Below are 23,862 nucleotides of genomic sequence, written 5' to 3'. Positions count from 1 at the left end.
CCGGCAAGGCCGCCTCTGCAGGGAATCAGGCGATGGCGGCGTCCACCAATACCTGCGCTTCCTGCACCAGGCGCTGCAGGTGCGCCTCGTCGATGAAGCTCTCGGCGTAGATCTTGTAGATGTCCTCGGTGCCCGACGGCCGCGCGGCAAACCAGCCGTTGGCGGTCATCACCTTCAACCCGCCAATCGCCTGGCCGTTGCCTGGCGCATGGCTGAGGATCTGCACGATCGGCTCACCGGCCAGTTCGGTCGACTTAACCTGTTCGGGTGCCAGCTTGCTCAGCAACGCCTTCTGCCGTACATCGGCCTTGGCCTCGACACGCGTAGCAAACGGCTTGCCCAGTGCCGCCGTCAGGTCCGCATAGGCCTGGCTCGGATTGCGCCCGGTACGTGCGGTCATCTCTGCAGCCAGCAAGGCCGGAATCAACCCGTCCTTGTCAGTGGCCCAGACCGAGCCATCGCGGCGCAGGAACGACGCCCCCGCGCTTTCCTCGCCACCAAAACCCAACGAACCATCGAACAGGCCCTGGGCAAAGAACTTGAAGCCCACCGGCACCTCATACAGTTCGCGGCCCAGGCGCTCGGTGACGCGGTCGATCAGGCCGCTGGACACAACGGTCTTGCCCACTGCCGCGTCGCTGCGCCACTGCGGGCGGTGACGGAACAGGTAGTCGATGGCCACAGCCAGGTAATTGTTCGGCTGCAACAGGCCATCCGGGGTGACGATGCCATGGCGGTCGTGGTCCGGGTCGCAGGCAAACGCCACGTCGAAGCGCTCGCGCAGGCCAATCAGGCCCTGCATGGCGTGGGGCGAGGATGGGTCCATGCGGATCTGGCCGTCCCAGTCGACGGTCATGAAGCGGAAGGTCGGGTCGACCTCGGTGTTGACCACTTCCAGGTTGAGCTTGTAATGCTCGGCGATCGCCGACCAGTAATGCACCCCGGCCCCACCCAACGGGTCAACGCCCAGGCGCAGGTTGGCGCTGCGAATCACATCGAAGTCGATGACATTGCCCAGGTCTGCCACGTAGTGGCTCACGTAGTCGTGGCGATGGGTGGTGGCAGCTTGCAAGGCCTGGGCATGGTCCATGCGCTTGACGCCCGCCAGGTTCGCCGCCAGCAGTTCGTTGGCCTTGGCCTCGACCCACTTGGTCACGTCGCTGTCGGCCGGGCCGCCATTGGGCGGGTTGTACTTGAAGCCCCCGCTTTGCGGCGGGTTGTGCGACGGCGTGATGACGATGCCGTCGGCAAGGCCTTGTTCGCGGCCACGGTTGTAGCAAAGGATGGCGTGGGACACCGCCGGGGTCGGCGTGTACTCGTCGTCTTTGGACAACATCACCTGCACGCCGTTGGCCGCCAGCACTTCCAGCGCACTGGCCGAGGCCGGTGCCGACAGCGCGTGGGTGTCGGCGCCGATGAACAGCGGGCCGTCGATGCCCTTCTCCTGGCGGTACAGGCAGATGGCCTGGGTGATGGCCAGCACGTGGTACTCGTTGAAACTCAACTCGAAGGAAGTACCTCGGTGCCCCGAGGTGCCGAAGGCCACCCGCTGGGCCGCCACCGCCGCGTCGGGGCGGCCGGTGTAGTAAGCGGTGAGCAGTCGGGGAATATCGACCAGCACGCTGGCCGGAGCCAGCTTGCCTGCCAAAGGACTGAGCGTCATGCAGAAACCTCGAGTTCAACGGATGTTGGTGTTGGAGCCTGCAGTGTACTGAGAGTTGCAATGCCGCGCGATGGTCTAGAGTATTTGCCATCACTCCCCGGCAACGAGGCCCCATGGCTGTCCACCGCCTGACCCGCACTCACCCCCGCCTCACGTTCGCTGCCCTGGTCGGCATCATCGGCGCCTGGCTGGTCCCGGCAGGTGACACCGTCCAGCACATCCTCGTCGGCTGGAACCTCGGCGTCTGGCTTTACCTGGTGCTGGTGCTGTGGCTGACCTGGAACGCCAACCCGGATAAAGTCCGCAAGGTCGCCCAGATCGAGGACGAAAACGCCGGGCTGGTTCTGTTTACCGTGTGCATCGCCGCCATCGCCAGCCTGGCCGCGATCACCCTGCAACTGGTCTCCAGCCGCGGCCTGCAAGGCAATGCGCTGACCCTGCACTACCTCTACACCGGCTTGACCGTGGCCGGCTCCTGGCTGCTGATCGGCTGCATTTTCAGCCTGCACTACGCCCGGCTGTTCTATAACGGGCAAAACCACGAACCCCCACTGCGCTTCGCCGATGGCGAACGCAACCCCGATTACTGGGACTTCCATTACTTCTCGTTCACCATCAGCGTGGCGGTGCAAACGTCCGATGTCGGCGTCGCCGGGCGCGGGCTGCGGCGGGTGGTGCTGGCGCACTCCGTGGTTGGCTTCGTGTTCAACACGGCGATTCTGGGGTTCACCATCAATATTGCGGCGGGCCTGCTGGGCTAGCACCGGTTCAACCCCCACCGCTCGTCAGAAAACGCTGCACGCCTGATAATCGTGAAATTGGCAGAATCTGCCGGGTTGTTCGGCACCGCCGCGCAAGGAAAACGTTTGCCGGGCCTTTTGCCGCCAGCCGCTGTCCGAGACGCTAATGTGACGTGGGTCAAGCCTCATCGCTTTGGTCGGACTCAGCCACTGGGCACTGGCGTGGCAGGTGCTATGGTTACATTCCCGGCGGCCGTGCCTGCGGCCACCCGCTCACCGCGTCCAGGTAAGGACAAGGAGGCTGGCATGAACAAGATGACGTTCCCGAACGCCTGCCAGGTGATGCGCTGGCATTTCCACCCGTTGGGCTTCGAGGCCAGCATGGATGCGCCGCGCAGCATGATCGCGCGCCTGTTCGACCGCGCCACCGGGGAAACCCTGCTGGCCATCGCCGGCATCCCTTGCGCCGCCATCATGGCCGCAGCAGATGTCGAGCGCATCATCGAAGCGGTCGAGGCCGAAATGGACGCCTTCGTACCGGTCTTCGCCTTGCGCGACGCAGGCTAAACCGGCACCTCGGGTTCCTGGCGCAGCGCCTGCAAATTGCCCATGAACTGCTCTGCCGGCACCGGCTGGCCCAGCAGATAACCTTGCAGCGAATCGCACCCCAGGCGGGTGAGGAAGTCTTGCTGTTTGTCGGTCTCTACCCCTTCGGCAACGATGCGCAACCCCAGTGCCTGGCCCAGGGCAACGATTGCAGAGACAATCGCGGCGTCATCGCTGTCCTGCTCCAGATCACGCACGAAACCACGGTCGATCTTCAGTTCGTTGGCCGGCAGGCGCTTGAGGTACATGAGGCTGGAGTAACCAGTGCCAAAGTCATCGATGGACAAGTCCACGCCCATGTCGGACAGGCGTTGCAGCACCGTCAGGCTGGCATCGGCGTCGTGCATGGCGGTGGTTTCGGTGATTTCCAGGGTCAGGCAGTTGGCCGGCAGGCCATTCTCGCTCAAAGCCCGGGCCACGCTTTCGACCAGCCCAGCGTGGCAGAACTGGATGGCCGAAAGGTTGACCGCCATGCGCCAGCCCAGGTGCCCTTGGTCCAGCCACTGGCGCATCTGCCGGCAGGCTTCGTCGAGCACCCATTCGCCAATGGGGATGATCAGGCCGGTTTTTTCCGCCAGGCCGATGAACCGATCAGGCAGCAACAACCCCTGCTGCGGGTGCTCCCAGCGCAGCAGGGCTTCGGCACCGATCGGCTGGCAGGCCTGAGCATCGAACTTGGGCTGGTAATGCAGGCGGAACTGGCCCTGCTCCAGCGCCTGGCGCAGGTCCTGCAGCAACTGCAGCTGCTGCCGGGCGTTGCTGTTCATCGACACGTCGAAGAAGCTGTAGCCATTCTTGCCTGCGCTTTTGGCGTGGTACATCGCGGCATCGGCATTGCGCAGCAACTCGTGCTGGTCCAGGCCATTGCCGGGGTACAAGACGATGCCCAGGCTGGCCGTGAGTTGCAGATCATGCTCGGCGACACGGAACGGCCGCGACACCAGGTTGACCTGCTTGACCGCCACGTCCATGGCATCGTTCGGCTCCCGCAATTCCACCAGCAGCACGAACTCGTCGCCGCCAATGCGCGCCAAGGTGTCCTGGCTGTGCAAGTGGCCACGCAAACGGCCGGCCACGGCCTTGAGCAACAAGTCGCCGACATGATGACCAAAGGCATCGTTGACCGGTTTGAAGCCATCCAGGTCGATGAACATCAAGGCAAAGCACCCGCCCTGCTCCGCCACCTTGCCGATGGCCTGCTCGATGCGGTCGGCCAGCAGGGTACGGTTGGGCAGGTCGGTGAGCGTGTCGTGCAGGGCCAACTGGGTCAGCTCCTGGTTGGCCAGGGTCAGCGAGCGGGCAAGTTCAGCGGTGCGCGCTTCCAGGCGCGCGTCCAACACCGAGGTCAGCAACGCCACCGCCAATACCGCCAGGGTGGTGATCAGCACCAGGTAGACCAGCCCGTCGCCTTGCAGCCCGCCGCCCAGCGCACCACAGAAGCTACCCGCAGGGAAATTGGCCGCCGCCATGCCGGTGTAGTGCATGCCCACTATGGCAACCCCCATGATCACGGCCGCCAGGCCCCGGATCTGGCGCACGTAAGGGGTGTGCCTGCGCAAGCGAAACGCGATCCACAGCGCCGCCGCCGAGGCGCCAACGGCGATCAACAGCGAAGCGCCGAACAGCGTTGGGTCATAGTCGATGCCCGGTAGCATGCGCAGCGCGGCCATACCGGTGTAGTGCATGCAACTGATGCCTGCCCCCATGATCAACGCACCGAAGCCCAATTGCAGCCAGGGCAGGCTTGGCTGGCTCACCAGCCACAAGGCAAAGCCTGACGACAGCACAGCGATCAACAGCGAAAACGCCGTGAGCCCAAGGTCGTAGCCCAGGTCGATGGGCAGGCTGAACGCGAGCATGCCGATGAAGTGCATCGACCACACGCCGATGCCCATGGCCAGCGCGCCGCCCCCCATCCACAGGTGCACAGCCCTGCCTTTGGCCGTGGCAATACGGCCGGTCAGGTCAAGGGCGGTATAGGACGCCAGGATCGCCACGCACAGCGAAATCAACACCAACGAAGAGGAGTAGCTGCCTGTGAGCATTGGGAGTTCCAGCGACAGGCCAGGGGGCCCGGAAAAAGCTGACGATTGTACTCAAGCTTTGGCGAAACGCACGGGGTTTTTGAGAATGGGAATGGATCCAACATCCCCTTCTTAGGCCCTGCCCAGGCGCGGCCTGTGGTAGCGGGCTTGCCCCGCGAAGCAGGCACCGCGGAGAATGGCACGGGCTTCGCCCGTATTCGCGGGGCAAGCCCGCTCCTACTGGGTCATGCGTGTTTTCTGAATTTCGAGCAAGACAGGTGCTCCCACAGCCCTAGGGCTGGGCGACCTCCTACTCGGCAAACGCCTGCTCGGCATCCCAACCGCCGCCCAGCGCAGCAATCAGCTGCACACTCGCCACCAACCGCCCTTGCAGCAGGTTCAGCACACTGCGCTCGTTACTCAACGCCGTGGTCTGCACGTTCACCACATCCAGGTAGCCGATCAACCCCGCGCGGTACTGATTCTCCGTCAGGCGAAGCGACTCACGCGCCGCGTCCAACGCCTCCTGGCGTACCACCGCTTCATCGCCGTATACCTTCAGCTGCACCAGGTAGTTCTCCACTTCCTTGAAGCCATCGAGCACGGTCTGGCGATACTGCGCTACGGTCTGGTCATACACCGCCACGGTACGGTCCACCTCGGCGCTGCGCTTGCCCGCATCGAACAGGGTCATGGCCAGCGAAGGCCCTACCGACCAGTACCGGTTCGGCAGTTCGATCCAGTTGCTGAAGCTGCTGCTGGAATAGCCCCCACTCAGGCTCAGGCTCAGGTCGGGGAAGTAGGCAGCCCGCGATACGCCGATATTGGCGTTGGCGGCCATCACGTTGCGCTCGGCCGAGGCAATGTCCGGGCGGCGCTCGAGCAATTGCGAGGGCAATGTCACGGGGATGTCCGGCAGCGCCGGGATGCTCTTGCTGTCGGCCAATGCAAAGTTAGCCGGGGCCTTGCCTAGCAACACGGCAATGGCATTCTCGAACTGCGCACGCTGCCAGATCAGGTCGATCAGGTCCGCCTGGGTGCTTTTCAGCTGGGTCCGCGCCTGCGCCACCGCATCCGGGCCGGACACACCGGCGCGATACTGGTTTTCGGTCATGCGCAGCGAGCGCTCGTAGGTGGCCACGGTTGCTTCCAGCAGGCGCTTCTGCTCATCGATCACACGCAACTGCAGGTAGTTTTGCACCAGCTCCGACTGCTGGCTCAGGCGAATCGAGGCAAGGTCGGCAAAGCTGGCTTCGGCACTGGCTTCGTTGGCGTTCAAGGTTTCACGCAGCTTGCCCCACAGGTCGATCTCCCAGCTCACGCCGAGCTGCGTGTTGTAGGTGTTGCGAATGCCGCTGCTGTTGTTCGACAGGCTGGAGCTCGAGCTGCCAGTGCCTTGAGCCGAACGGTTCTTGCTGGCGCTCAGGTCCAGGCTCGGGAACAGCGCGGCGCGGCTGCTGCGCACCAGCGCCTGGGCCTGGCGGTACTGGGCTTCGGACTGCGCGACGGTCTGGTTGCTGCGGTTGAGCTCTTCGACCAAGGCATTGAGCCCGGCATCGCCATAGACCTCCCACCAGGCGCCACGGGCAATCGCGTCCGACGGCTTGGCCTGGCTCCAGCCCTCGGCCTGCTTGTACTGCGCCGGGGTGCTCAGCTCGGGGCGGTGGTAGTCCGGGCTCAGGGTACAGGCACTGAGCAGCGCCACACACAGGCCGGCGCCGAGCAGGCGCGAGCCACGCCCCAGGGTCAACGACTGCAGGGTACGGTGAAGGGGTGTCTGGGCAAAGTTCATAGCGGGGTATCCAGAGCGGCGTCGGTGCGCACGCCGCGCCAATGGTTGAAACGGTGACGCAGGCGGTCGAGGTACAGATAGACCACCGGTGTCGTATAAAGGGTGAGGATCTGGCTGAAGACCAGGCCGCCGATGATGGTCAAACCCAGCGGCTGGCGCATTTCCGCGCCTTCGGCACGGCTGACCAGCAGCGGCAAGGCGCCAAGGATGGCCGCCAGGGTGGTCATCAGAATCGGCCGCAAGCGCAACAGGCAAGCGCGGCGGATGGACTCCTCCGGCGACAGGCCCTGGTGGCGCTCCAGTTGCAGCGCCAGGTCGATCATCAGGATCGCGTTCTTCTTCACCACGCCAATCAGCAGGAACAGGCCCAGCAGCGAGATGAGGCTGAACTCGCCGCCGGTGACATACAGCGCCAGCAAGGCACCGACGCCGGCCGAGGGCAGTGTCGAGAGAATGGTCAGCGGGTGAATGTAGCTTTCATAAAGAATGCCCAGCACCAGGTACACCAGCACCAACGCGCCAAGAATCATGAAGGGCTGGCCTTCCTGGGTCTTGGCGAAAGCGTCGGCGGTGCCGCCGAGCTTGGCGATGACTTCCTCGGGCAGGCCCAGCTTGGCCACCGCCCGCTCCACTGCGGCCATGGCCTGGTCGGGGCTGTAGCCTTCGGCAACGTCGAAGGCAATGTCTTCGGAGGCAAACTGGCCCTCGTGGCTGACCCGGTCATTGGCCAGGCTGTTCTCGTAGTGGGCAATGGTCGACAACGGCACCCGGGCGCCATCATTGGTGATCACCTGCACCTGCTCCAGGGTACTCGGGTCCCAGGCGTATTTCGGGTTGATCTCCAGCACTACCTGGTACTGGTTGAGGCTGTCGTAGATGGTCGAGATCTGCCGCTGGCTGTAGGCGTTGTTGAGCACCGTGGTGACCATGTCCATGTCGATGCCCAGGCGCTTGGCCTGATCACGATCGACCACCAGGGTTACCTGCTGGGTGCCGGCGCCGTCACGGGCGTCGATGGCGGTCAACTCGGGCAAGGCACGCACCGCCGCGACCACTTTCGGGAACCACTCGCGCAGGGCTGCCAGGTCGCCGCTCTGCAGGGTATAGAGGTACTGCGACGAAGTCTGGTCACGCCCGCCGCCACCCAGTTGCAGGTCCTGGTCGGCCATCAGGAACAGGCGCCCGCCGGGCACCTTGGGCATCTCTTTACGCAAGCGCTCGATAACCTTCTGGGCATCGATCTTGCGCTCGTTGATCGGTTTCAGGCGCACCAGCACCATGGCATTGTTGGTGCCACTGTTGCCGCCGATGAAGCCCGCCACACTCTGCACCGCAGGGTCGGCGAGCAAGGCGCGGCGGTAGATTTCCATCTTCGGCTGCATCACGCTGAACGACAGGCCATCGTCACCCCGGATAAAGCCCATCAACTGGCCGGTGTCCTGCTGCGGCATCAGTGTCTTGGGCACCACCACGTACAGGGCAATGTTGATGCCGATAGTGGCCAACAGGCTGAGCAGGGTCAGGCGCTTGTGGCGCAGCGCCCAGCCAAGGCTGCGGTCATAGCCATTGACCATGCGCTGGTGCAGCTTGTCGCTCCAGCGCTGCACGCGCGTCTGCTGCGCCTGGTGCGGCTTGAGCCAGCGCGCGCAGAGCATCGGTGTCAGGGTCAGCGAGACCACCAGCGAGACGATGATCGCCGCCGCCAACGTGATCGAAAACTCCTGGAACAGGCTGCGCACGATGCCGCCCATGAACAGGATCGAGACGAATACCGCCACCAGCGACACGTTCATCGACAACAGCGTGAAACCCACTTCCTTGGCACCCAGGAACGCCGCACGCATCGGCGGCTGGCCATCCTCGATGTGCCGGGAGATGTTCTCCAGCACCACGATGGCATCGTCCACCACCAGGCCGGTGGCCAAAATCAGCGCCATCAGCGACAGGTTGTTGAGGGAGAAACCGCACAGGTACATGACGGCAAAGGTGCCCACCAGCGACACCGGTACCGCCAGGCTCGGGATCAACGAGGCACGCAGGCTGCCAAGGAACAGGTAGACCACCAGGATCACCAGCCCCACCGCGATCAACAGGGTGTGCTCGGCCTCCTTGAGGGTCGCCTTGATCACCGGCGAGCGGTCCATGGCCACATTCAACTGGACGCTGGCCGGCAGCAGCGACTGCAACGCCGGCAACTGCGCCTTGATCTGGTCGACCGTTTCGATGATGTTGGCCCCGGTCTGGCGGTTGACCACCAGCAGCACCGCGCTCTGGTCGTTGAAGAAGCCGCTGTTGTAGCGGTTCTCGACGCTGTCGGTGATGGTCGCCACGTCGGACAGACGCAGGATGGTGCCGTTCTGCTGGCGGATCACCACCGGCTCGTAGTCCTTGGCCGTTTCCAGCTGGTCGTTGGCCCGCACCTCCCAGCTACGCTCGGCATCCTCGACGAAGCCCATGGGCCGGCGCTGGTTGGCGTTGGCCACGGCGGTGCGCACCTCGTCCAGCGACACGCCGTACTGGTTGAGCAACTGCGGCTCCACCGAAATGCGCACGGCCGGCAGCGAACTGCCGCCGATCTGCACCTCCCCTACCCCGGATACCTGGGCCAGGCTCTGCGACAGGATGGTGTCTGCCAAATCGTACAGCTGGCCCTTCTGCAGCACATCGGAGGTCAGCGACAGCACCATGATCGGTGCCTGCGACGGGTTGATCTTCTTGTACGTGGGCATGCTGCGCATGCCGCTGGGCAGCAGGTTGCGGGTGGCATTGATGGCCGCCTGCACCTCACGCGCCGCGCCGTCGATGTCACGGCCCATTTCAAAGCCGATGATCACCCGCGTCGAGCCCTGGTTGGAGCTGCTGGTCAGCGTGGTAACGCCGGCGATACTGCCCAGCTTGCGTTCCAGCGGCGTGGCCACGGTGGCGGCCATGACCTCAGGGCTGGCACCGGACAGGTTGGCCTGCACCACGATCACCGGGAAGTCCATCTGCGGCAGCGGCGCAACCGGCAGCAGGCCGAAGCTGACCCCGCCCAGCAGCATGATGGCCAGGCTCAGCAACATCGTCGCCACCGGGCGTCGAATGAACGGTCCGGACAGGTTCATTTGCAGCTCCAAGCTGCAAGTTGCAAGCTACAAGTGGGCGTGCGAGCAGGCTCGGAACTCCGGCTCACGCCAATCAGCTTGCAGCTTGCGGCTTGATGCTTGAGGCCGCTCATGCCGGCTCCTCCGCAACGTCCTGCCGACCAAAACGACGCGCAAGCCGATCAAAATAAAGGTAGATGACCGGCGTGGTGAACAGTGTCAGCACCTGGCTGACCAGCAGCCCGCCCACCATCACCAGGCCCAGCGGCTGGCGCAGTTCGGCACCGGAGCCGGTTGCGAGCATCAGCGGCACCGCACCGAACAGCGCAGCCAGGGTGGTCATCAGGATCGGCCGGAAGCGTAGCAACGCGGCCTGGTAGATGGCGTCCTGCGGGGTCATGCCCTGATGGCGTTCGGCTTCAAGGGCGAAGTCGATCATCATGATCGCGTTCTTCTTGACGATGCCGATCAGCAGGATGATGCCGATGATGGCGATCATGCCCAGGTCGTTGCCACTGATGAGCAATGCCAGCAACGCGCCGACCGCCGCCGAGGGCAAGGTCGAAAGGATGGTCACCGGGTGGACGTAGCTCTCGTAGAGCACCCCCAGCACGATGTACATGGTCACCACGGCGGCGAGAATCAGCAGCAAGGTGCTCGACAGCGAGGCCTGGAAGGCTTCTGCGGCGCCCTGGAAGCGGGTTTGCACGCCAATCGGCATGCCGATCTCCTGCTGCACCTGCTCGATGACCTTGACCGCCTCGCCCAGCGACGCGCCATGGGCCAGGTTGAACGACATCATCACCGCCGGGAACTGGCCGATGTGCGAAATCGCCAACTGCGCCTGGCGCTGCTCGATACGCGCCAGCGCCGACAACCGCACCTGGCCGCCATCGGTGGCCTTGACGTGGATCGACTCCAGCGCCTGCGGGCCGATGCTGGCGGCGGCTTGCGACTGCAGCACCACGCGGTACTGGCTGGCCTGGGTGTAGATGGTCGAGATCTGCCGCTGGCCGAAGGCGTCGTACAAGGCGTTGGTGATCTGCGCAACCGTGATGCCGAGGCGGCTGGCCATGTCGCGGTCGATCACCAGGTACACCTGCAGGCCCTTGTCCTGCAGGTCGCTGGCCACGTCGGCAAGCTCCGGGCGCTGTTGCAGCGCCTGCACCAGCTTGCCGCTCCACTGCGCCAGCAGGTCGGCGTCAGGCGAGGACAGGCTGAACTGGTACTGGGTGCGGCTGACCCGGTCCTCGATACTCAAGTCCTGCACCGGCTGCATGAACAGGCGGATGCCCACCAGCTTGTCGAGCTGCGGCTGCAGGCGGCTGATGACCTCGCCGGCGGTGACGTCACGTTCACCGTGCGGCTTGAGGTTGATCAGCAAACGCCCACTGTTGAGCGTGGCGTTGTCGCCATCCACGCCAATGTAGGACGACAGGCTCTGCACGGCCGGGTCCTGCAGGATTACCTTGCTCAGCGACTGCTGGCGCTCGCTCATGGCGGCGAACGAGGTCGATTGCGGCGCTTCGGAAATACCCTGGATCACGCCGGTGTCCTGCACCGGGAAGAAGCCCTTGGGCACCGCCATGTAGAGCACCACGGTAAGCGCAAGGCTGGCCACCGCCACCAGCAGGGTCAGCGGCTGGTGCCTGAGCACCCACTGTAGGCCGCGGCCGTAGTGCTCGATGAGCCAGTCGATCCAGGCGCCACTGGCGCGGTAGAAACGGCCCTGCTCTTCTTCCTTGGGCTCGCGCTTGAGCAAGCGCGCGCACATCATCGGCGTGAGGGTCAGCGACACGACCAGGGAAATCAGGATCGCCACCGCCAGGGTGATCGCGAACTCGCGGAACAGCCGGCCGACCACATCGGCCATGAACAGCAGCGGGATCAGTACCGCGATCAGCGAGAAGGTCAGCGATATCAGGGTGAAGCCGATCTGCCGGGCGCCCTTGAGCGCGGCCTGCATGGGGGTTTCGCCTTCCTCGATGTGCCGGGAGATGTTCTCCAGCATGACGATGGCATCGTCCACCACGAAACCGGTGGCGATGGTCAGGGCCATGAGGGTCAGGTTGTTCACCGAAAAACCGGCCAGGTACATCACGCCAAAGGTGCCGATCAGCGACAGCGGGACGGCAATCGACGGGATCAGGGTGGCACTGAAACGGCGCAGGAACACGAAGGTGACCATGACCACCAGGACGATGGCGATCAGCAACTCGTGCTGCACGTCCTTGACCGCAGCGCGGATGGTCTGGGTACGGTCGGTGAGCACCGACACGTCGAGGCCGGCCGGCAGGTTGTCGGTGATCGAAGGCAGCAGTTCCTTGATCCGGTCGACCACTTCGATGACGTTGGCCCCCGGCTGGCGCTGAATGTTCAGCAACACGGCCTGGTTTTCGTTGGCCCAGGCGGCGAGGCGCTCGTTTTCGGCACCGTCGACGATCTCGGCCACATCCTTCAGGCGCAGCGGCGCACCGTTGTTGTAGGCCAGGATCAGGTTGGCGTATTCCGCCGGGGAACGCAGCTGGTCGTTGGCATCGAGCATCGACACCCGGGTCGGGCCGTCGAAGTTGCCTTTGGGCTGGTTGACGTTGGACGCGCCGATCAGCGTACGCACGTCATCGAGGTTGAGGCCATTGGCAGCCAGGGCATCGACGTTGACCTTGATGCGCACCGCCTGGCGTTGGCCACCGGCGATACTGACCATGCCCACGCCACTGATCTGGGCGAGCTTTTGCGCCACCCGGGTATCGACCAGGTCGTTGAGCTTGGGCAGCGGCATGGTCTTGGAGGAAATGGCCAAGGTCAGCACCGGGGTGTCGGCCGGGTTGACCTTGTTGTACACCGGCGGTGCAGGCAGGTCGCTGGGCAGCAGGTTGCTGGCCGCATTGATCGCTGCCTGCACCTGTTGCTCGGCGACATCCATGTTCATGTCGAGGCTGAAGCGCAGGGTCAGCACCGAAGCACCGCCGGAGCTGGTCGAGGCCATCTGGGTCAGGCCCGGCATCTGCCCGAACTGGCGTTCCAGCGGCGCGGTGACCGCACTGGTCATGACTTGCGGGCTGGCGCCGGGGTACAAGGTCATGACTCGGATGGTCGGGTAATCGACCTGAGGCAGGGCCGAAACCGGCAACAACGTGTAGGCAATCAGGCCGGCCAGGACGATGGCCAGCATGCTCAGCGTGGTGGCGACCGGCCGCAGGATGAACAGGCGCGAGAGGTTCATGCGCCCGCCTTGCCTGCTTCAGCAGCCTGGGCGGCGCCCTTGGCGTCTTGACCTTGCAGGTGCTGACCGGGGGCGGTCGGTACTTGCGAGCTGTCTTCCACCACGTCCACCTTGGTGCCCTCACGCAGCCGGTCGGTGCCTTCCAGCACCAGGCGGTCGCCGGCAGCCAGGCCTTCGAGAATCACGCTGTTTTCACCATCGCTGGCACCGACCTTGAGCTTGCGCACGTTGACGGTGTTCTCGGCGTTTATCACATAGGCGAAGGTGCCGTCGTTACCGAACTGGATGGCCGCCGCAGGGGCCATTACCACCTGCTTGAGGGTGTCGGCCAGCAGGCGCACGTTGACGAACTGGTTGGGGAACAGGGCCAGGTCCTTGTTCTCGAACCGGCCCTTGAACTTGAGGGTGCCGGTGGTGGTGTCGATCTGGTTATCGATACTGCCCAGTACACCGCTGGACTGCAGCTTGCTGTCGCTGCGGTCCCAGGCTTCGACCGGCAGGCTGGCGCCGCTGCGATAACGTTCCAGTACGGTGCTCAGCTCGGTTTCCGGCAGGGTGAACACGACGTTGATCGGCTCGGTCTGGGTGATGACGACCAGCGCCGTGGTGTCGTTGGCGGCTACCAGGTTGCCCAGGTCGAGCTGACGCAGCCCTACACGGCCATTGATCGGCGCACGGATCTGGGTGAAATCGAGGTTCAGGCGCGCGTCGTTGACCTGCGCCTGGTTGGTCTTGACCAGGCCCTGGAACTGCGCGACCTGGGCTTCGGCGGTGTCGAGGGTCTGTTTGGCGATGCTGTCTTCGGCATACAGGCCTCGGTAGCGCGCGACGTCTACCTGGGCGTTCTTCAACTGAGCCTGGTTCTGCGCCAGGGTGCCTTCGGCCTGCTGCAAGGCGATGCGGTAGCTGCGCGGGTCGATCTCGGCGAGCAGGTCGCCGGCCTTGACCTGCTGGCCTTCCTTGAAGTGGATCTTGACCAGCTCACCGCCCACCCGGCTGCGCACGTTGACGGTGTTGGTCGCGGTGACCGTGCCCAAGGCTTTGTAATAGAGCGGGAAGTCGCCAACCCGTGCCGGCTCGACGCGTACCGGCACCGGGTCGCTGGATGCGCCGAACCCTGGGCGCCCGCCCTTGCCCATGCGCCCGCTGCCGGCCTCTGTGTGGGCCGGCGTTGCGGGCCACAGCCACCAGGCCAGCAAGGCCACCAGCAGCAGGATCAGCAGGCCGACGAGCCAGCGACGGGAGGAACGGGATTTGGACGCTTGCATGGGTTGAACGAACCTTGTTCGGAATAACGATGTGGGGAGGGTGAACGATAAGCACTGGCATCGTTTTAGCAAAGGCCCTTTACCAGAGGTTTACCTTTGGCTGACGTTGCCAAAACGCTGAACTTTAAACGAAAACGGCCCGGAAATCGTTCCGGGCCGTTACAGGGTGTTGCTTGGAGCGGTGGGCGTGGCTGGAGTTCCGTTACCGGTAACCGGCCCCGCCAGAAGCCCTTACTTCAGGACAGCCAGCGCTGCCTCGTAGTTAGGCTCTTCAGCGATTTCAGCTACCAGCTCGCTGTGCAGCACCTTGTCGTTCTCGTCCAGTACCACTACCGCACGCGCAGCCAGGCCGGCCAGCGGGCCGTCGGCAATGGCCACACCGTAGTTCTCGAGGAACTCGGCGCCGCGCAGGGTCGACAGGTTTTTCACGTTCTCCAGGCCTTCGGCACCGCAGAAGCGCGCCTGGGCGAACGGCAGGTCGGCGGAAATGCACAGCACCACGGTGTTGGCCACGTCATTGGCCTGGGCATTGAACTTGCGCACCGAGGTGGCGCAGGTTGGGGTATCGACGCTCGGGAAGATGTTCAGCACCTTGCGCTTGCCGGCGTAGTTCTGCAGCGACTGGTCGGCCAGGCCTTCACCCACCAGCGAGAAGGCTGGGGCCTGAGCACCGGCCTGCGGCAGGTTGCCCTTGACCTGAACCGGGTTGCCTTTGAGAGTCACTTGAGCCATGAACGAAATCCTTATGCGGGGTTTGAAAAGGACACTGAGTTAAGCATGAAGGCGGCCGGGTGCCTATGGGTGAAGTTAAAATTGTTCTATTGCCAGACAATTATTGTGGACAAAAAAAATGCCCAGATCGCGACAAGCGACCTGGGCACTGCTTGCAGCGGTGGTGAATCAGCTCAGCAAGCCGTAAACCACCGAAGTCAGCGCAACCACGCCGATTGTCACGACGAACACATTGGACATCGCGCCGCTGTACTTGCGCATCGACGGTACACGGCGAATGGCGTACATCGGCATCAGGAACAGCAACACCGCGATGATCGGGCCGCCCAGCGATTCGATCATGCCCAGAATGCTCGGGTTGAGGGTGGCGACAATCCAGCAGACCACCAGCATCAGCGCAGCGACCACGCGGTCCAGGGTTTTTGCACCCGGGCGCGCACCGGCCTTGACGATGATGCCCTTGAGGCCTTCGCTGGCGCCGATGTAGTGGCCCAGGAACGACTTGGCGATGGCAATGAAGGCGATCAGTGGTGCGGCAAAGGCGATGGTCGGGTTGCTGAAGTGGTTGGCCAGGTACGACAGGATCGACAGGTTCTGCGCCTTGGCCTCAGCCAGTTGGGCACTGCTGAGGGTCAGCACGCAACTGAAGACGAAGAACAGCACCATGGCCACCATCAGCAGGTGGGCGCGGGCGAGGATCTGGCCGCTGCGCTCATCGGCATGCTCGCCGTAGCGGCGCTTCTGGTCGACGGCGAAGGCCGAGATGATCGGTGAGTGGTTGAACGAGAACACCATCACCGGAATCGCCAGCCACACGGTGTGCAGGAAGGCGGAGCCCGAGGGCAGTTGCGTGGCGCTGTCGAGGATACCCCCGGTCCAGTGCGGGACCAGGTACAGGCCCAGCAACGCCAGGGCAACGATGAACGGGTAGACCAGCAGGCTCATGACCTTGACCGTGGCCTGCTCACCGCAACGCACAATGGCCAGCAGGCCGAGGATCAGCACGAACGACAGCAGCGCCCGTGGCGGCGGCGTCATGTGCAACTGGTGCTCCATGAAGCTGGTAACGGTGTTGGTCAGCGCCACGCTATAGATAAGCAGGATCGGGAAGATGGCGAAGAAGTACAGCACGGTGATCAGCGCACCGGCCTTGATGCCGAAATGTTCCTCGACCACTTGCGTGATATCGCCGCCCGTGCGCCCGGAAAGGACAAAACGGGTCAGCCCGCGGTGGGCGAAGTAGGTCATCGGGAAGGCCAGTACGGCCAGGATCAGCAACGGCCAGAAGCCACCCAAGCCGGCATTGATGGGCAGGAACAAGGTGCCTGCACCGATGGCAGTGCCAAACAGGCCCAGCATCCAGGTGGTGTCTTGACGTGCCCAGCTGCCCAAGGCTGCCGGGGTCGATTCTTCATAGCGCCGTTCGACGCTTGGGGCCTGCTCATTCATTCCGGGTGTAGCTCCACTCGCAAGACTGCAACAGGCTGAGAGTGGCGAAACAGACGTATCGCACCCCTCAACCGAAAAAGAGGGCGCGATTGTGCACTGAAAGGTTGCACTTGCGAAGCCCCGTCCGAGGGACGGTTGCACTTGTCATGACAACAAGGTGAAACCAAGGGGACCGCTTTACGGCCCCCCTGTCACATTACTGCTGAACCGCGGCGAACGCCTCGGCCACCCGTTGCAGGTTGGCCGGCCGCAGGCCAGACATGCACACCCGGCCGCTGTCGATCAGGTACACGCCGAACTCGTCACGCAGGCGACGCACCTGCTCGACGCTGAAACCGGTGTAGCTGAACATGCCGCGCTGGCGCAGGAAGAACTGGAAGTCCTGCCCCGGCAGCAGCGTGCCCAGGGCATCGACCAGTGCCTGACGCATGTCGAGGATACGCTTGCGCATCACTTCGACCTCCGCCGCCCACTGGGCATTGAGCGCGGCATCGCCGAGCACGCCGGCAACCAGCTGAGCACCGAAGTTGGGAGGGCTGGAGTAGTTGCGGCGCACGGTAGCCTTCAACTGGCCGAGTACGCTCTGGGCAGTGGCGTCGTCGTCGCAGACCACCGACAGGCCCCCTACTCGCTCGCCGTACAGCGAGAAGATTTTCGAGAACGAGTTGCTGACCAGGCACGGCACGCCGGCACGGGCCATTTCGCGGATGGCGAAGGCATCTTCGACCAGCCCCTCACCGAAGCCCTGGTAGGCGATGTCGAGGAACGGGATCAGCTGACGCGCCTTGACCACTTCCACCACTTGCTGCCACTGGTTCTGGTCCAGGTCGGCACCGGTCGGGTTGTGGCAGCACGGGTGCAGCAGTACGACGCTGTTGGCCGGCAAGGTCTGCAGCGCTTGCAGCATGCCAGCGAAGTCGACGCCACGGCTGGTCTGGTCGAAGTACGGGTAGCTATTCACCTTGAAACCGGCGCCTTCGAAGATGGCGCGGTGGTTATCCCAGGTCGGGTTGCTGACCCAGACTTCGGACTGCGGGAAATAACGTTTGAGGAAGTCGGCACCGACTTTCAGTGCGCCAGAACCGCCCACGGTCTGCACGGTGGCCACTCGGCCGCCGGTCACCGCCGGGTGATCGGCACCGAACAGCAGTGCCTGAATGGCCTGGCGGTAGCTGGCCAGGCCTTCCATCGGCAGGTAGAGCGAGGCTTCGTGAGCCTGGCCGGCGATGCGTTTCTCGACCGCATCCACCGCTGCCAACTGCGGCACCACGCCGGCTTCATCGTAGTACAGGCCGATACTCAGGTTGACCTTGTCGGCACGGGGATCGGCCTTGAAGGTTTCCATCAGCGAGAGGATCGGGTCGCCGGCATAGGCATCGACATGTTTGAACACAGCGTGCAGCTCCTTGGATCAGGACAGTTCGGAAAGGCTGCCCTGAGGATACCCGGAGTCGCTGCTGAGTAACATCACCTATTGTGCAGGTTGTCTATGCAAGATTGCACAGCCGCCAATCTGCGCCGACAGCCTGGCTCAGCCCAGCAGCGCCTTGAGGCCATGCAGCTCCTGCTCGGTCAGCGCCACGCCCTCCTCCTCGGCCACTTCACGCTCGCGGTAGCGGCGCTCGCCCGGCATCCGCGTCAACCCCACCGCCTGCATCTGCTCCACCAGTTCGCGGCTGCGCTGGGCAAAACGCTCGCCTTCGGCCTTGCTCGGGTCGATGACGATGATCAGCTGCCCGGTCCATGGCGTTTTCGCCCCTGGGTGCCCGGACCAGTCGAACTCCCAGGAAAAGTGCCCGCCGGTCAGCGCTGCGGCCAACAACTCGACCATCATCGACAGCGCCGAGCCCTTGTGCTCGCCAAACGGCAACAAGGCGCCGCCTTCGAGAATGGCCTTGGGGTCGGTGGTCGGCTGGCCATTGGCGTCCACGCCCATACCCTCGGGCAACTGCTGGCCAGCCCTGGCGGCGATCTGCACGTCACCGTGGGCCATGGCGCTGGTGGCCATGTCGAAGACGATCGGGTCGTGTTCGGCGCAGGGCGCGGCAAAGGCGATGGGGTTGGTGCCGAACAGCGGCTTGCGGGCGCCATGCGGGACCACGCAGGTCATGCTGTTGACCACGCTGAGCGCCACCAGGCCCTCGTCGGCGAACGGCTCGACATCCGGCCACAGCGCGGCGAAATGGTGCGAGTTGTGAATGGCCAGCACGGCGATACCGGCGCTGCGGGCCTTTTCCAGCAACAGCGCACGGGCCGCTGCCAGTGCCGGCTGGGCGAAGCCGCCGGCGGCATCGACACGCACATAACCGGAGGCCACGTCGGTCACCTTCGGGGTGGCACGCCCATTGACCCAGCCGCTGGCCAGGGTCGAAACATAGCCCGGAATACGGAACACCCCGTGGCTGTGGGCGCCATCGCGCTGGGCGCTGGCGCAGTTGTGGGCAAGCACCTGGGCCACTGTCTCGCTGCAGCCATGACGCTGAAAAATCGCCTGCAAGAGGGTCTGCAGCTCGGTAAAAGGCACGCGTACGACAGTGCCGGTGGAAGGTGCGGACATCTGAAGCTCCTTGTTGGAATTGGAATGGCTACAGCGTTGCAACGACAAAAACTTTCCTGCATGTGACAGCTATCTGTCAAATGTTGACTTGATGACAGAAAACATTCATTTTCTATCGCAAGCCTCACCCCGGAGATGCAGCATGAGCCAACCGATCAAGCAACGCCTGGAAAACAGCCTGCAAGGGGCTGCCGCCTCAGGCCGCACGATCGCCAGCTACATGCTCGCCAACCTGCACGAACTGCCGTTCCAGACCTCGGCCAGCATTGCTGCCAAGCTCGGCGTCAGCGAATCCAGTGTCGGCCGTTTCTGCCGCTCGTTAGGTTATGCCCACCTCAAGGCGCTCAAGCAAGACCTGCAGAACGACCTGGGCGATGGCCCATGGCTGGTGGGTGACCGCCTGCAAGACTACCGCCAGAACCACGATGCCAGCGACACCGCCGGCAGCCTGGAGCTGGAAATCGCCGCCCTGGTCCGCGTGCACGAGTACCGCCAGAGCGAGCCCTGGCACCGCGCCGCGCAACGCCTGGCGAGCAAGCAGCGGGTATTCGTCGCGGGCTTTCAGACCGAGCGCGGCGTCGCCATGTGCATGAGCCACCTGCTGCAGTACCTGCGCGATGGCGTGCAACTGGTCGACCTCAGCGCCGGGCATTTCGGCGACGTGCTGCTGGGCCGCGCCGAAGACAGCGCACTGGTGGTGTTCGAGGCCCGCCGCTATTCACGTCACGCCCTGCAGCTGTGCCAGAAGGCGCGCGCAGCCGGCATTGCGGTCACCCTGGTGACCGACACCTTCTGTGACTGGGCCGATGCCAACGCCGACGAGGTGTTCCGCATCCCCACCGAGTTCAATCTGTTCTGGGAATCCACCGCGACCATGCTGTCGTGGGTGCACCTGATGGTCAACGAGGTCTGCAAGAAGCTCGGGCCGGATGTTGAAAAACGCTTGGAAGCGACTGCCGCTCTACATAACGAATTCGTCGGCTACACCTCGTGGCCGTCGGCAAAACAACAATAGCAAGAGTGCAAGAGGTGCGAGATGAACAAGACCATGGCTATGGTGGGTGCGTGTGCCCTGCTGCTGACGGGCGCCGCCAGTGCCGAAACCCTGCGCTTCGCCACCGAGGGCGCGTACCCGCCCTTCAACTATGTCGACGCCGATAACCAACTGCACGGCTTTGACATCGACATCACCCACGCCCTGTGCGAACAGATGAAAGTCGAGTGCACGCTGGTGGCCCAGGATTGGGAAGGCATCATCCCGGCCCTGATGGCACGTAAGTACGACGCCGTGGTCGCGTCGATGATCGACACCGAAGAGCGCCGCAAGAAAATCGCCTTCACCGATCATTACTACCGCACCCCGCTGACCGTGGCCGTGGCCAAGGACAGCGAGATCAGCGACGCCCAGAACAATTTCGTCGGCTACACCGTCGGCGCGCAGTCCTCTTCGACCCAGGCCATCTATGCCGAAGACGTCTATGGCAAGGCCGGCGCCGATGTGAAGCTGTACCCGACCATGGACGAAGCCAACGCCGACCTGGCCGCGGGCCGCCTGGACGGGGTGATCGCCGACAAGTTCCCCCTGCACGAGTGGATGAACAAGAACGGCCAGGACTGCTGCAAGATCCTCGGCGACGTGGCCGACACCAAGGCCGACGCCGCCATTGCCGTGCGCAAGGAAGACGAGGCGCTGCGCCAGCGCCTGAACACCGCGCTGCAACAGATCGTCGCCAACGGTACCTACCAGAAGATCGCCAGCAAGTACTTCGCTTTCGATATCTACAACTGATCTGTAGGAGCGGCCTTGCGTCGCGAAAGGGCTGCGTAGCGGCCCCGGGATCTATGCGACGGCACAGATTGCCGGGGACGTTTTGCGGCCCCGGGATGTATGCGACGGCACAGATTGCCGGGGGACGTTTTGCGACCCCGGGATTTATGCAACGGCACAGATTGCCGGGGCCGCTACGCGGCCCTTTCGCGACGCAAGGCCGCTCCTACAGCGACCGCATTACCCGTCCAAGGGGTTTGTCATGCTCGATCAATTGTCCTTGCTGTCTTTTGCCAGCGGAGGCTGGGGCCAGGCGTTGCTGGCCGGTGCCCTGGTAACCGTCTCGCTGGCCCTCGCCTGCCTGCCCATCGGCCTGCCCATGGGGCTGGCCGTGGCCCTCGCGGCGCGCTCGCGCAAGCGCCTGCCCCGGGCCTGGGCCACGACCTTCTCGACCGTTTTCCGCGGCCTGCCCGAACTGCTGACCTTGCTGATCATCTATTACGGCTGCCAGATCGCAGCGCAAAAGCTGCTGGCCGCCATGGGCTACCAGGGCGAGTTCCAAATCAACACCTTCCTGGCCGCGATGATCGCGTTCAGCCTGGTGTTTGCCGCGTTTTCCAGCGAGATCTGGCTGGCCGCCTTCAAGACCCTGCCCAAAGGGCAGCTTGAGGCCTGCTCGGCATTGGGCCTGAGCAAACGCACAGGCTTCTTCAAGGTAGTGCTGCCGCAACTGACGCGCATCGCCCTGCCCGGCCTGTCCAACAACTGGCTGTCGTTGCTCAAGGACACCTCGCTGGTGTCGACCATCTCGCTGGTCGACCTGATGCGCCAGACCAACCTGGCGGTGAGCGTGACCAAGGAACCGATGTTCTTCTATGGCGTTGCCTGCCTGGGCTACCTGCTGTTTTCGGCAGTCTCGGGCCGGGTCTTTGCCTTCATCGAGCGGCGTAGCAGCCGCCACCTGCAAGGAGCCCGGGCATGAACGTCGAACAATGGCTGGCGGTAGTCCTCGACCCCGACCTGCTGGAACGCTACGGCCCACGCTTCGTCGATGGCCTGCTGGTAACAGCCAAGCTGGTGGCGATTTCGTTCACCCTGGGTGCCGTGCTCGGCCTGTTGCTGGCACTGGCACGCCTGTCGCGCAGCCAACTGCTGCAACGCATGGCCGCCGGTTACGTGTACTTCTTCCGCGGCTCGCCGCTGCTGGCTCAGTTGTTCCTGCTTTATTACGGCCTCGGTTCGCTCAAGGGGTTTTGGCAGGACGTCGGCCTGTGGTGGTTCTTCCGCGAGGCCTGGTTCTGCACCTTGCTGGCGTTCACCCTGAACACCGCCGCCTACCAGGCCGAGATCTTCCGCGGCAGCCTGATGGCCGTAGCGCCTGGGCAGTACGAAGCTGCGCGGGCGCTGAACCTGAAACGCTCGACCACCTTCTTCAAGGTGATCCTGCCGCAGTCGTTGCTGGTGGCCATCGGCCCGCTGGGCAATGAATTGATTCTGATGATCAAGGCCAGCGCCATTGCCTCGCTGGTAACCATCTACGACCTGATGGGCGTGACCAAACTGGCGTTCTCGCGCAGCTTCGACTTCCAGATCTACCTGTGGGCCGCCGTGCTCTACCTGGTGATCGTCGAGCTGGTGCGGCGCCTCCTGAAACACCTGGAAGCCCGCCTGGGCCGCCACCTGAACTGACCGAAGGATACCTACCATGCATTGCCAGACCCTCGTCCTCGGCGCCGGCATTGTCGGCGTCAGCACCGCGCTGCACCTGCAGGCGCGTGGGCGCCAGGTGATTCTGATCGACCGTGACGAACCCGGCAGCGGTACCAGCCATGGCAACGCCGGGCTGATCGAGCGCTCCAGCGTCATCCCGTATGCCTTCCCGCGCCAAGCCGGTGCGCTGCTGCGCTACGGCCTGAACCGCCAGCCTGACGTGCGCTACAGCCTCCTGCACTTGCCCAAGGCCGCGCCCTGGCTGTGGCGCTACTGGCGCCAATCGGCGCCGGGGCGCCTGGCGGGCGCCGCTGCCGACATGCTGCCGCTGGTGCAACGCTGCGTCGAGGAGCACGACGCCCTGATCAAAGCCGCCGGCCTTGAAGGGCTGGTACAGGCCAAAGGCTGGATCGAAGTGTTCCGTGACCCGGCCCTGTTCGAGCAGGCCAAGGCCGAGGTCAAAGGCCTGAGCCGCTACGGCCTGCAGTATGAAATCCTTGAATGCGGGCAGCTCCAGGCCCGCGAGCACCAACTGGACAGCACCGTGGTCGGTGGCATTCACTGGCTCGACCCGAAGACGGTGAACAATCCCGGTGGCCTCACCCGGGGCTATGCCGCGTTGTTCGTGCAGCGTGGTGGGCAGTTCCTGCATGGTGATGCGCGCAGCCTGCGCCAAGTGGAAGGGCAATGGCAGGTCGACAGCCGTCGTGGCCCTGTCACCGCAAACGAAGTGGTGGTCTGCCTCGGTCCACAGTCGGCAGACTTGTACGAAGGCCTGGGGTACAAGATCCCGTTGGCGATCAAACGCGGTTACCACATGCACTACAGCACCCGCGACGGTGCGCAACTCGAACACTCGGTCTGCGATACCCAAGGCGGCTACGTGCTGGCGCCCATGGCCCGGGGCGTGCGCCTGACCACCGGCATCGAGTTTGCCGCCAGTAATGCGCCCGGCAACGAGATCCAGCTGCGCCGCTGCGAGGCCTTGGCCAGGCGCTTGTTCCCGGCGCTCGGCGAGCGCCTCGACGATACCCCTTGGCTGGGCCGTCGCCCGTGCCTGCCAGACATGCGCCCGGTAATTGGCCCTGCCCCTCGGCACCAAGGCCTGTGGTTCAACTTCGGCCATGCCCACCATGGCCTCACCCTTGGCCCGGTCAGTGGCCGGCTGCTGGCAGAGCTTCTGACCGGCGAGCGCCCCTTTACCGACCCTGCGCCCTACAGCGCGACGCGTTTCGACTGAACCT

The 23,862-nt window shown here is 64.0% G+C and carries 17 protein-coding genes; 7 read left to right on the top strand and 10 right to left on the bottom strand.

Translation table 11 applies throughout. The features are described 5' to 3' along the window. Positions 1 to 25: 25 nt before the first annotated feature. Positions 26 to 1,663: a phosphoglucomutase (alpha-D-glucose-1,6-bisphosphate-dependent) gene (gene pgm, locus LJX93_RS11550; RefSeq protein ID WP_033697410.1), complete on the bottom strand. Its 1,638-nt coding sequence runs from the start codon at positions 1,661 to 1,663 to the stop codon at positions 26 to 28. Positions 1,664 to 1,776: 113 nt separating this feature from the next. On the opposite strand from pgm, the gene LJX93_RS11545 reads away from it, so the two are divergent. Further along, complete coding sequence (locus tag LJX93_RS11545) at positions 1,777 to 2,424, top strand: DUF1345 domain-containing protein (RefSeq protein WP_227697210.1); 648 nt, start codon at positions 1,777 to 1,779, stop codon at positions 2,422 to 2,424. Positions 2,425 to 2,709: 285 nt separating this feature from the next. After that, positions 2,710 to 2,970, top strand: a complete 261-nt coding sequence (locus LJX93_RS11540) for a DUF1652 domain-containing protein (RefSeq protein WP_027593589.1) — start codon at positions 2,710 to 2,712, stop codon at positions 2,968 to 2,970. Here the strand turns inward: LJX93_RS11540 and LJX93_RS11535 are convergent. The 9 genes from LJX93_RS11535 to LJX93_RS11495 all read right to left on the bottom strand — a co-directional run bounded on the left by LJX93_RS11535 (position 2,967) and on the right by LJX93_RS11495 (position 19,140). Next, complete coding sequence (locus LJX93_RS11535; protein ID WP_033697407.1) at positions 2,967 to 5,054, bottom strand: putative bifunctional diguanylate cyclase/phosphodiesterase; 2,088 nt, start codon at positions 5,052 to 5,054, stop codon at positions 2,967 to 2,969. The genes LJX93_RS11540 and LJX93_RS11535 overlap by 4 nt on opposite strands. Positions 5,055 to 5,343: 289 nt before the next feature. Then, positions 5,344 to 6,825, bottom strand: coding sequence for an efflux transporter outer membrane subunit (locus LJX93_RS11530; protein WP_033697406.1), 1,482 nt, complete (start codon positions 6,823 to 6,825; stop codon positions 5,344 to 5,346). Next, positions 6,822 to 9,929, bottom strand: a complete 3,108-nt coding sequence (locus LJX93_RS11525; protein WP_033697405.1) for an efflux RND transporter permease subunit — start codon at positions 9,927 to 9,929, stop codon at positions 6,822 to 6,824. The genes LJX93_RS11530 and LJX93_RS11525 overlap by 4 nt, the downstream gene beginning before the upstream one ends. A 109-nt stretch (positions 9,930 to 10,038) precedes the next feature. Beyond that, a complete protein-coding gene (locus LJX93_RS11520; RefSeq protein ID WP_033697403.1) occupies positions 10,039 to 13,134 on the bottom strand; it encodes an MdtB/MuxB family multidrug efflux RND transporter permease subunit in 3,096 nt (1,031 codons plus the stop codon). Beyond that, positions 13,131 to 14,402 (bottom strand): MdtA/MuxA family multidrug efflux RND transporter periplasmic adaptor subunit, encoded by a 1,272-nt coding sequence (locus LJX93_RS11515; RefSeq protein WP_095065104.1) that lies wholly within the window; start codon positions 14,400 to 14,402, stop codon positions 13,131 to 13,133. Before LJX93_RS11515 ends, LJX93_RS11520 begins: the two co-directional genes overlap by 4 nt. Positions 14,403 to 14,633: 231 nt before the next feature. Then, positions 14,634 to 15,134: a thiol peroxidase gene (gene tpx, locus LJX93_RS11510; RefSeq protein WP_033697401.1), complete on the bottom strand. Its 501-nt coding sequence runs from the start codon at positions 15,132 to 15,134 to the stop codon at positions 14,634 to 14,636. Positions 15,135 to 15,302: 168 nt separating this feature from the next. After that, positions 15,303 to 16,583 (bottom strand): serine/threonine transporter, encoded by a 1,281-nt coding sequence (locus tag LJX93_RS11505; protein ID WP_047583738.1) that lies wholly within the window; start codon positions 16,581 to 16,583, stop codon positions 15,303 to 15,305. Between the two features lie 196 nt (positions 16,584 to 16,779). After that, the gene (locus LJX93_RS11500) at positions 16,780 to 17,976 is read right to left on the bottom strand and encodes an aromatic amino acid transaminase (protein WP_033697399.1); all 1,197 of its coding nucleotides are present in this window, start codon (positions 17,974 to 17,976) and stop codon (positions 16,780 to 16,782) included. Between the two features lie 138 nt (positions 17,977 to 18,114). Further along, entirely contained in the window at positions 18,115 to 19,140 is a 1,026-nt protein-coding gene (locus tag LJX93_RS11495; RefSeq protein ID WP_033697397.1) for an Ldh family oxidoreductase, read from the bottom strand. 142 nt (positions 19,141 to 19,282) lie between these two features. Here LJX93_RS11495 and LJX93_RS11490 point away from each other — a divergent pair, with 142 nt between their 5' ends. The 5 genes from LJX93_RS11490 (at position 19,283) to LJX93_RS11470 (ending at position 23,858) form a co-directional block, all read left to right on the top strand. Then, the gene (locus LJX93_RS11490; protein WP_033697396.1) at positions 19,283 to 20,155 is read left to right on the top strand and encodes a MurR/RpiR family transcriptional regulator; all 873 of its coding nucleotides are present in this window, start codon (positions 19,283 to 19,285) and stop codon (positions 20,153 to 20,155) included. 21 nt (positions 20,156 to 20,176) lie between these two features. Beyond that, positions 20,177 to 20,929, top strand: coding sequence for a transporter substrate-binding domain-containing protein (locus tag LJX93_RS11485; protein WP_033697395.1), 753 nt, complete (start codon positions 20,177 to 20,179; stop codon positions 20,927 to 20,929). Between the two features lie 241 nt (positions 20,930 to 21,170). Next, complete coding sequence (locus LJX93_RS11480; protein WP_033697393.1) at positions 21,171 to 21,890, top strand: ABC transporter permease; 720 nt, start codon at positions 21,171 to 21,173, stop codon at positions 21,888 to 21,890. Further along, positions 21,887 to 22,597: an ABC transporter permease gene (locus LJX93_RS11475; RefSeq protein WP_033697392.1), complete on the top strand. Its 711-nt coding sequence runs from the start codon at positions 21,887 to 21,889 to the stop codon at positions 22,595 to 22,597. Before LJX93_RS11480 ends, LJX93_RS11475 begins: the two co-directional genes overlap by 4 nt. A 16-nt stretch (positions 22,598 to 22,613) precedes the next feature. After that, entirely contained in the window at positions 22,614 to 23,858 is a 1,245-nt protein-coding gene (locus tag LJX93_RS11470; RefSeq protein WP_033697391.1) for an NAD(P)/FAD-dependent oxidoreductase, read from the top strand. Positions 23,859 to 23,862: the final 4 nt, after the last annotated feature.

This window comes from Pseudomonas sp. HN2-3 (genome assembly GCF_020691745.1).
In the GTDB taxonomy this organism is placed as follows: Bacteria; Pseudomonadota; Gammaproteobacteria; order Pseudomonadales; family Pseudomonadaceae; genus Aquipseudomonas; species Aquipseudomonas capeferrum.
This window is presented reverse-complemented; position numbering and strand designations above follow the sequence as displayed.

What these genes read in the sequence shown, in the direction of transcription:
- LJX93_RS11525 (WP_033697405.1), bottom strand. Translation starts at nt 9,929, where the DNA reads ATGAACCTGTCCGGACCGTTCATTCGACGCCCGGTGGCGACGATGTTG.
- LJX93_RS11490 (WP_033697396.1), top strand. Translation starts at nt 19,283, where the DNA reads ATGAGCCAACCGATCAAGCAACGCCTGGAAAACAGCCTGCAAGGGGCT.
- LJX93_RS11505 (WP_047583738.1), bottom strand. Translation starts at nt 16,583, where the DNA reads ATGAATGAGCAGGCCCCAAGCGTCGAACGGCGCTATGAAGAATCGACC.
- LJX93_RS11535 (WP_033697407.1), bottom strand. Translation starts at nt 5,054, where the DNA reads ATGCTCACAGGCAGCTACTCCTCTTCGTTGGTGTTGATTTCGCTGTGC.
- LJX93_RS11530 (WP_033697406.1), bottom strand. Translation starts at nt 6,825, where the DNA reads ATGAACTTTGCCCAGACACCCCTTCACCGTACCCTGCAGTCGTTGACC.
- LJX93_RS11545 (WP_227697210.1), top strand. Translation starts at nt 1,777, where the DNA reads ATGGCTGTCCACCGCCTGACCCGCACTCACCCCCGCCTCACGTTCGCT.
- LJX93_RS11515 (WP_095065104.1), bottom strand. Translation starts at nt 14,402, where the DNA reads ATGCAAGCGTCCAAATCCCGTTCCTCCCGTCGCTGGCTCGTCGGCCTG.
- LJX93_RS11475 (WP_033697392.1), top strand. Translation starts at nt 21,887, where the DNA reads ATGAACGTCGAACAATGGCTGGCGGTAGTCCTCGACCCCGACCTGCTG.
- LJX93_RS11485 (WP_033697395.1), top strand. Translation starts at nt 20,177, where the DNA reads ATGAACAAGACCATGGCTATGGTGGGTGCGTGTGCCCTGCTGCTGACG.
- LJX93_RS11540 (WP_027593589.1), top strand. Translation starts at nt 2,710, where the DNA reads ATGAACAAGATGACGTTCCCGAACGCCTGCCAGGTGATGCGCTGGCAT.
- tpx (WP_033697401.1), bottom strand. Translation starts at nt 15,134, where the DNA reads ATGGCTCAAGTGACTCTCAAAGGCAACCCGGTTCAGGTCAAGGGCAAC.
- LJX93_RS11470 (WP_033697391.1), top strand. Translation starts at nt 22,614, where the DNA reads ATGCATTGCCAGACCCTCGTCCTCGGCGCCGGCATTGTCGGCGTCAGC.
- LJX93_RS11495 (WP_033697397.1), bottom strand. Translation starts at nt 19,140, where the DNA reads ATGTCCGCACCTTCCACCGGCACTGTCGTACGCGTGCCTTTTACCGAG.
- LJX93_RS11480 (WP_033697393.1), top strand. Translation starts at nt 21,171, where the DNA reads ATGCTCGATCAATTGTCCTTGCTGTCTTTTGCCAGCGGAGGCTGGGGC.
- LJX93_RS11520 (WP_033697403.1), bottom strand. Translation starts at nt 13,134, where the DNA reads ATGAACCTCTCGCGCCTGTTCATCCTGCGGCCGGTCGCCACCACGCTG.
- pgm (WP_033697410.1), bottom strand. Translation starts at nt 1,663, where the DNA reads ATGACGCTCAGTCCTTTGGCAGGCAAGCTGGCTCCGGCCAGCGTGCTG.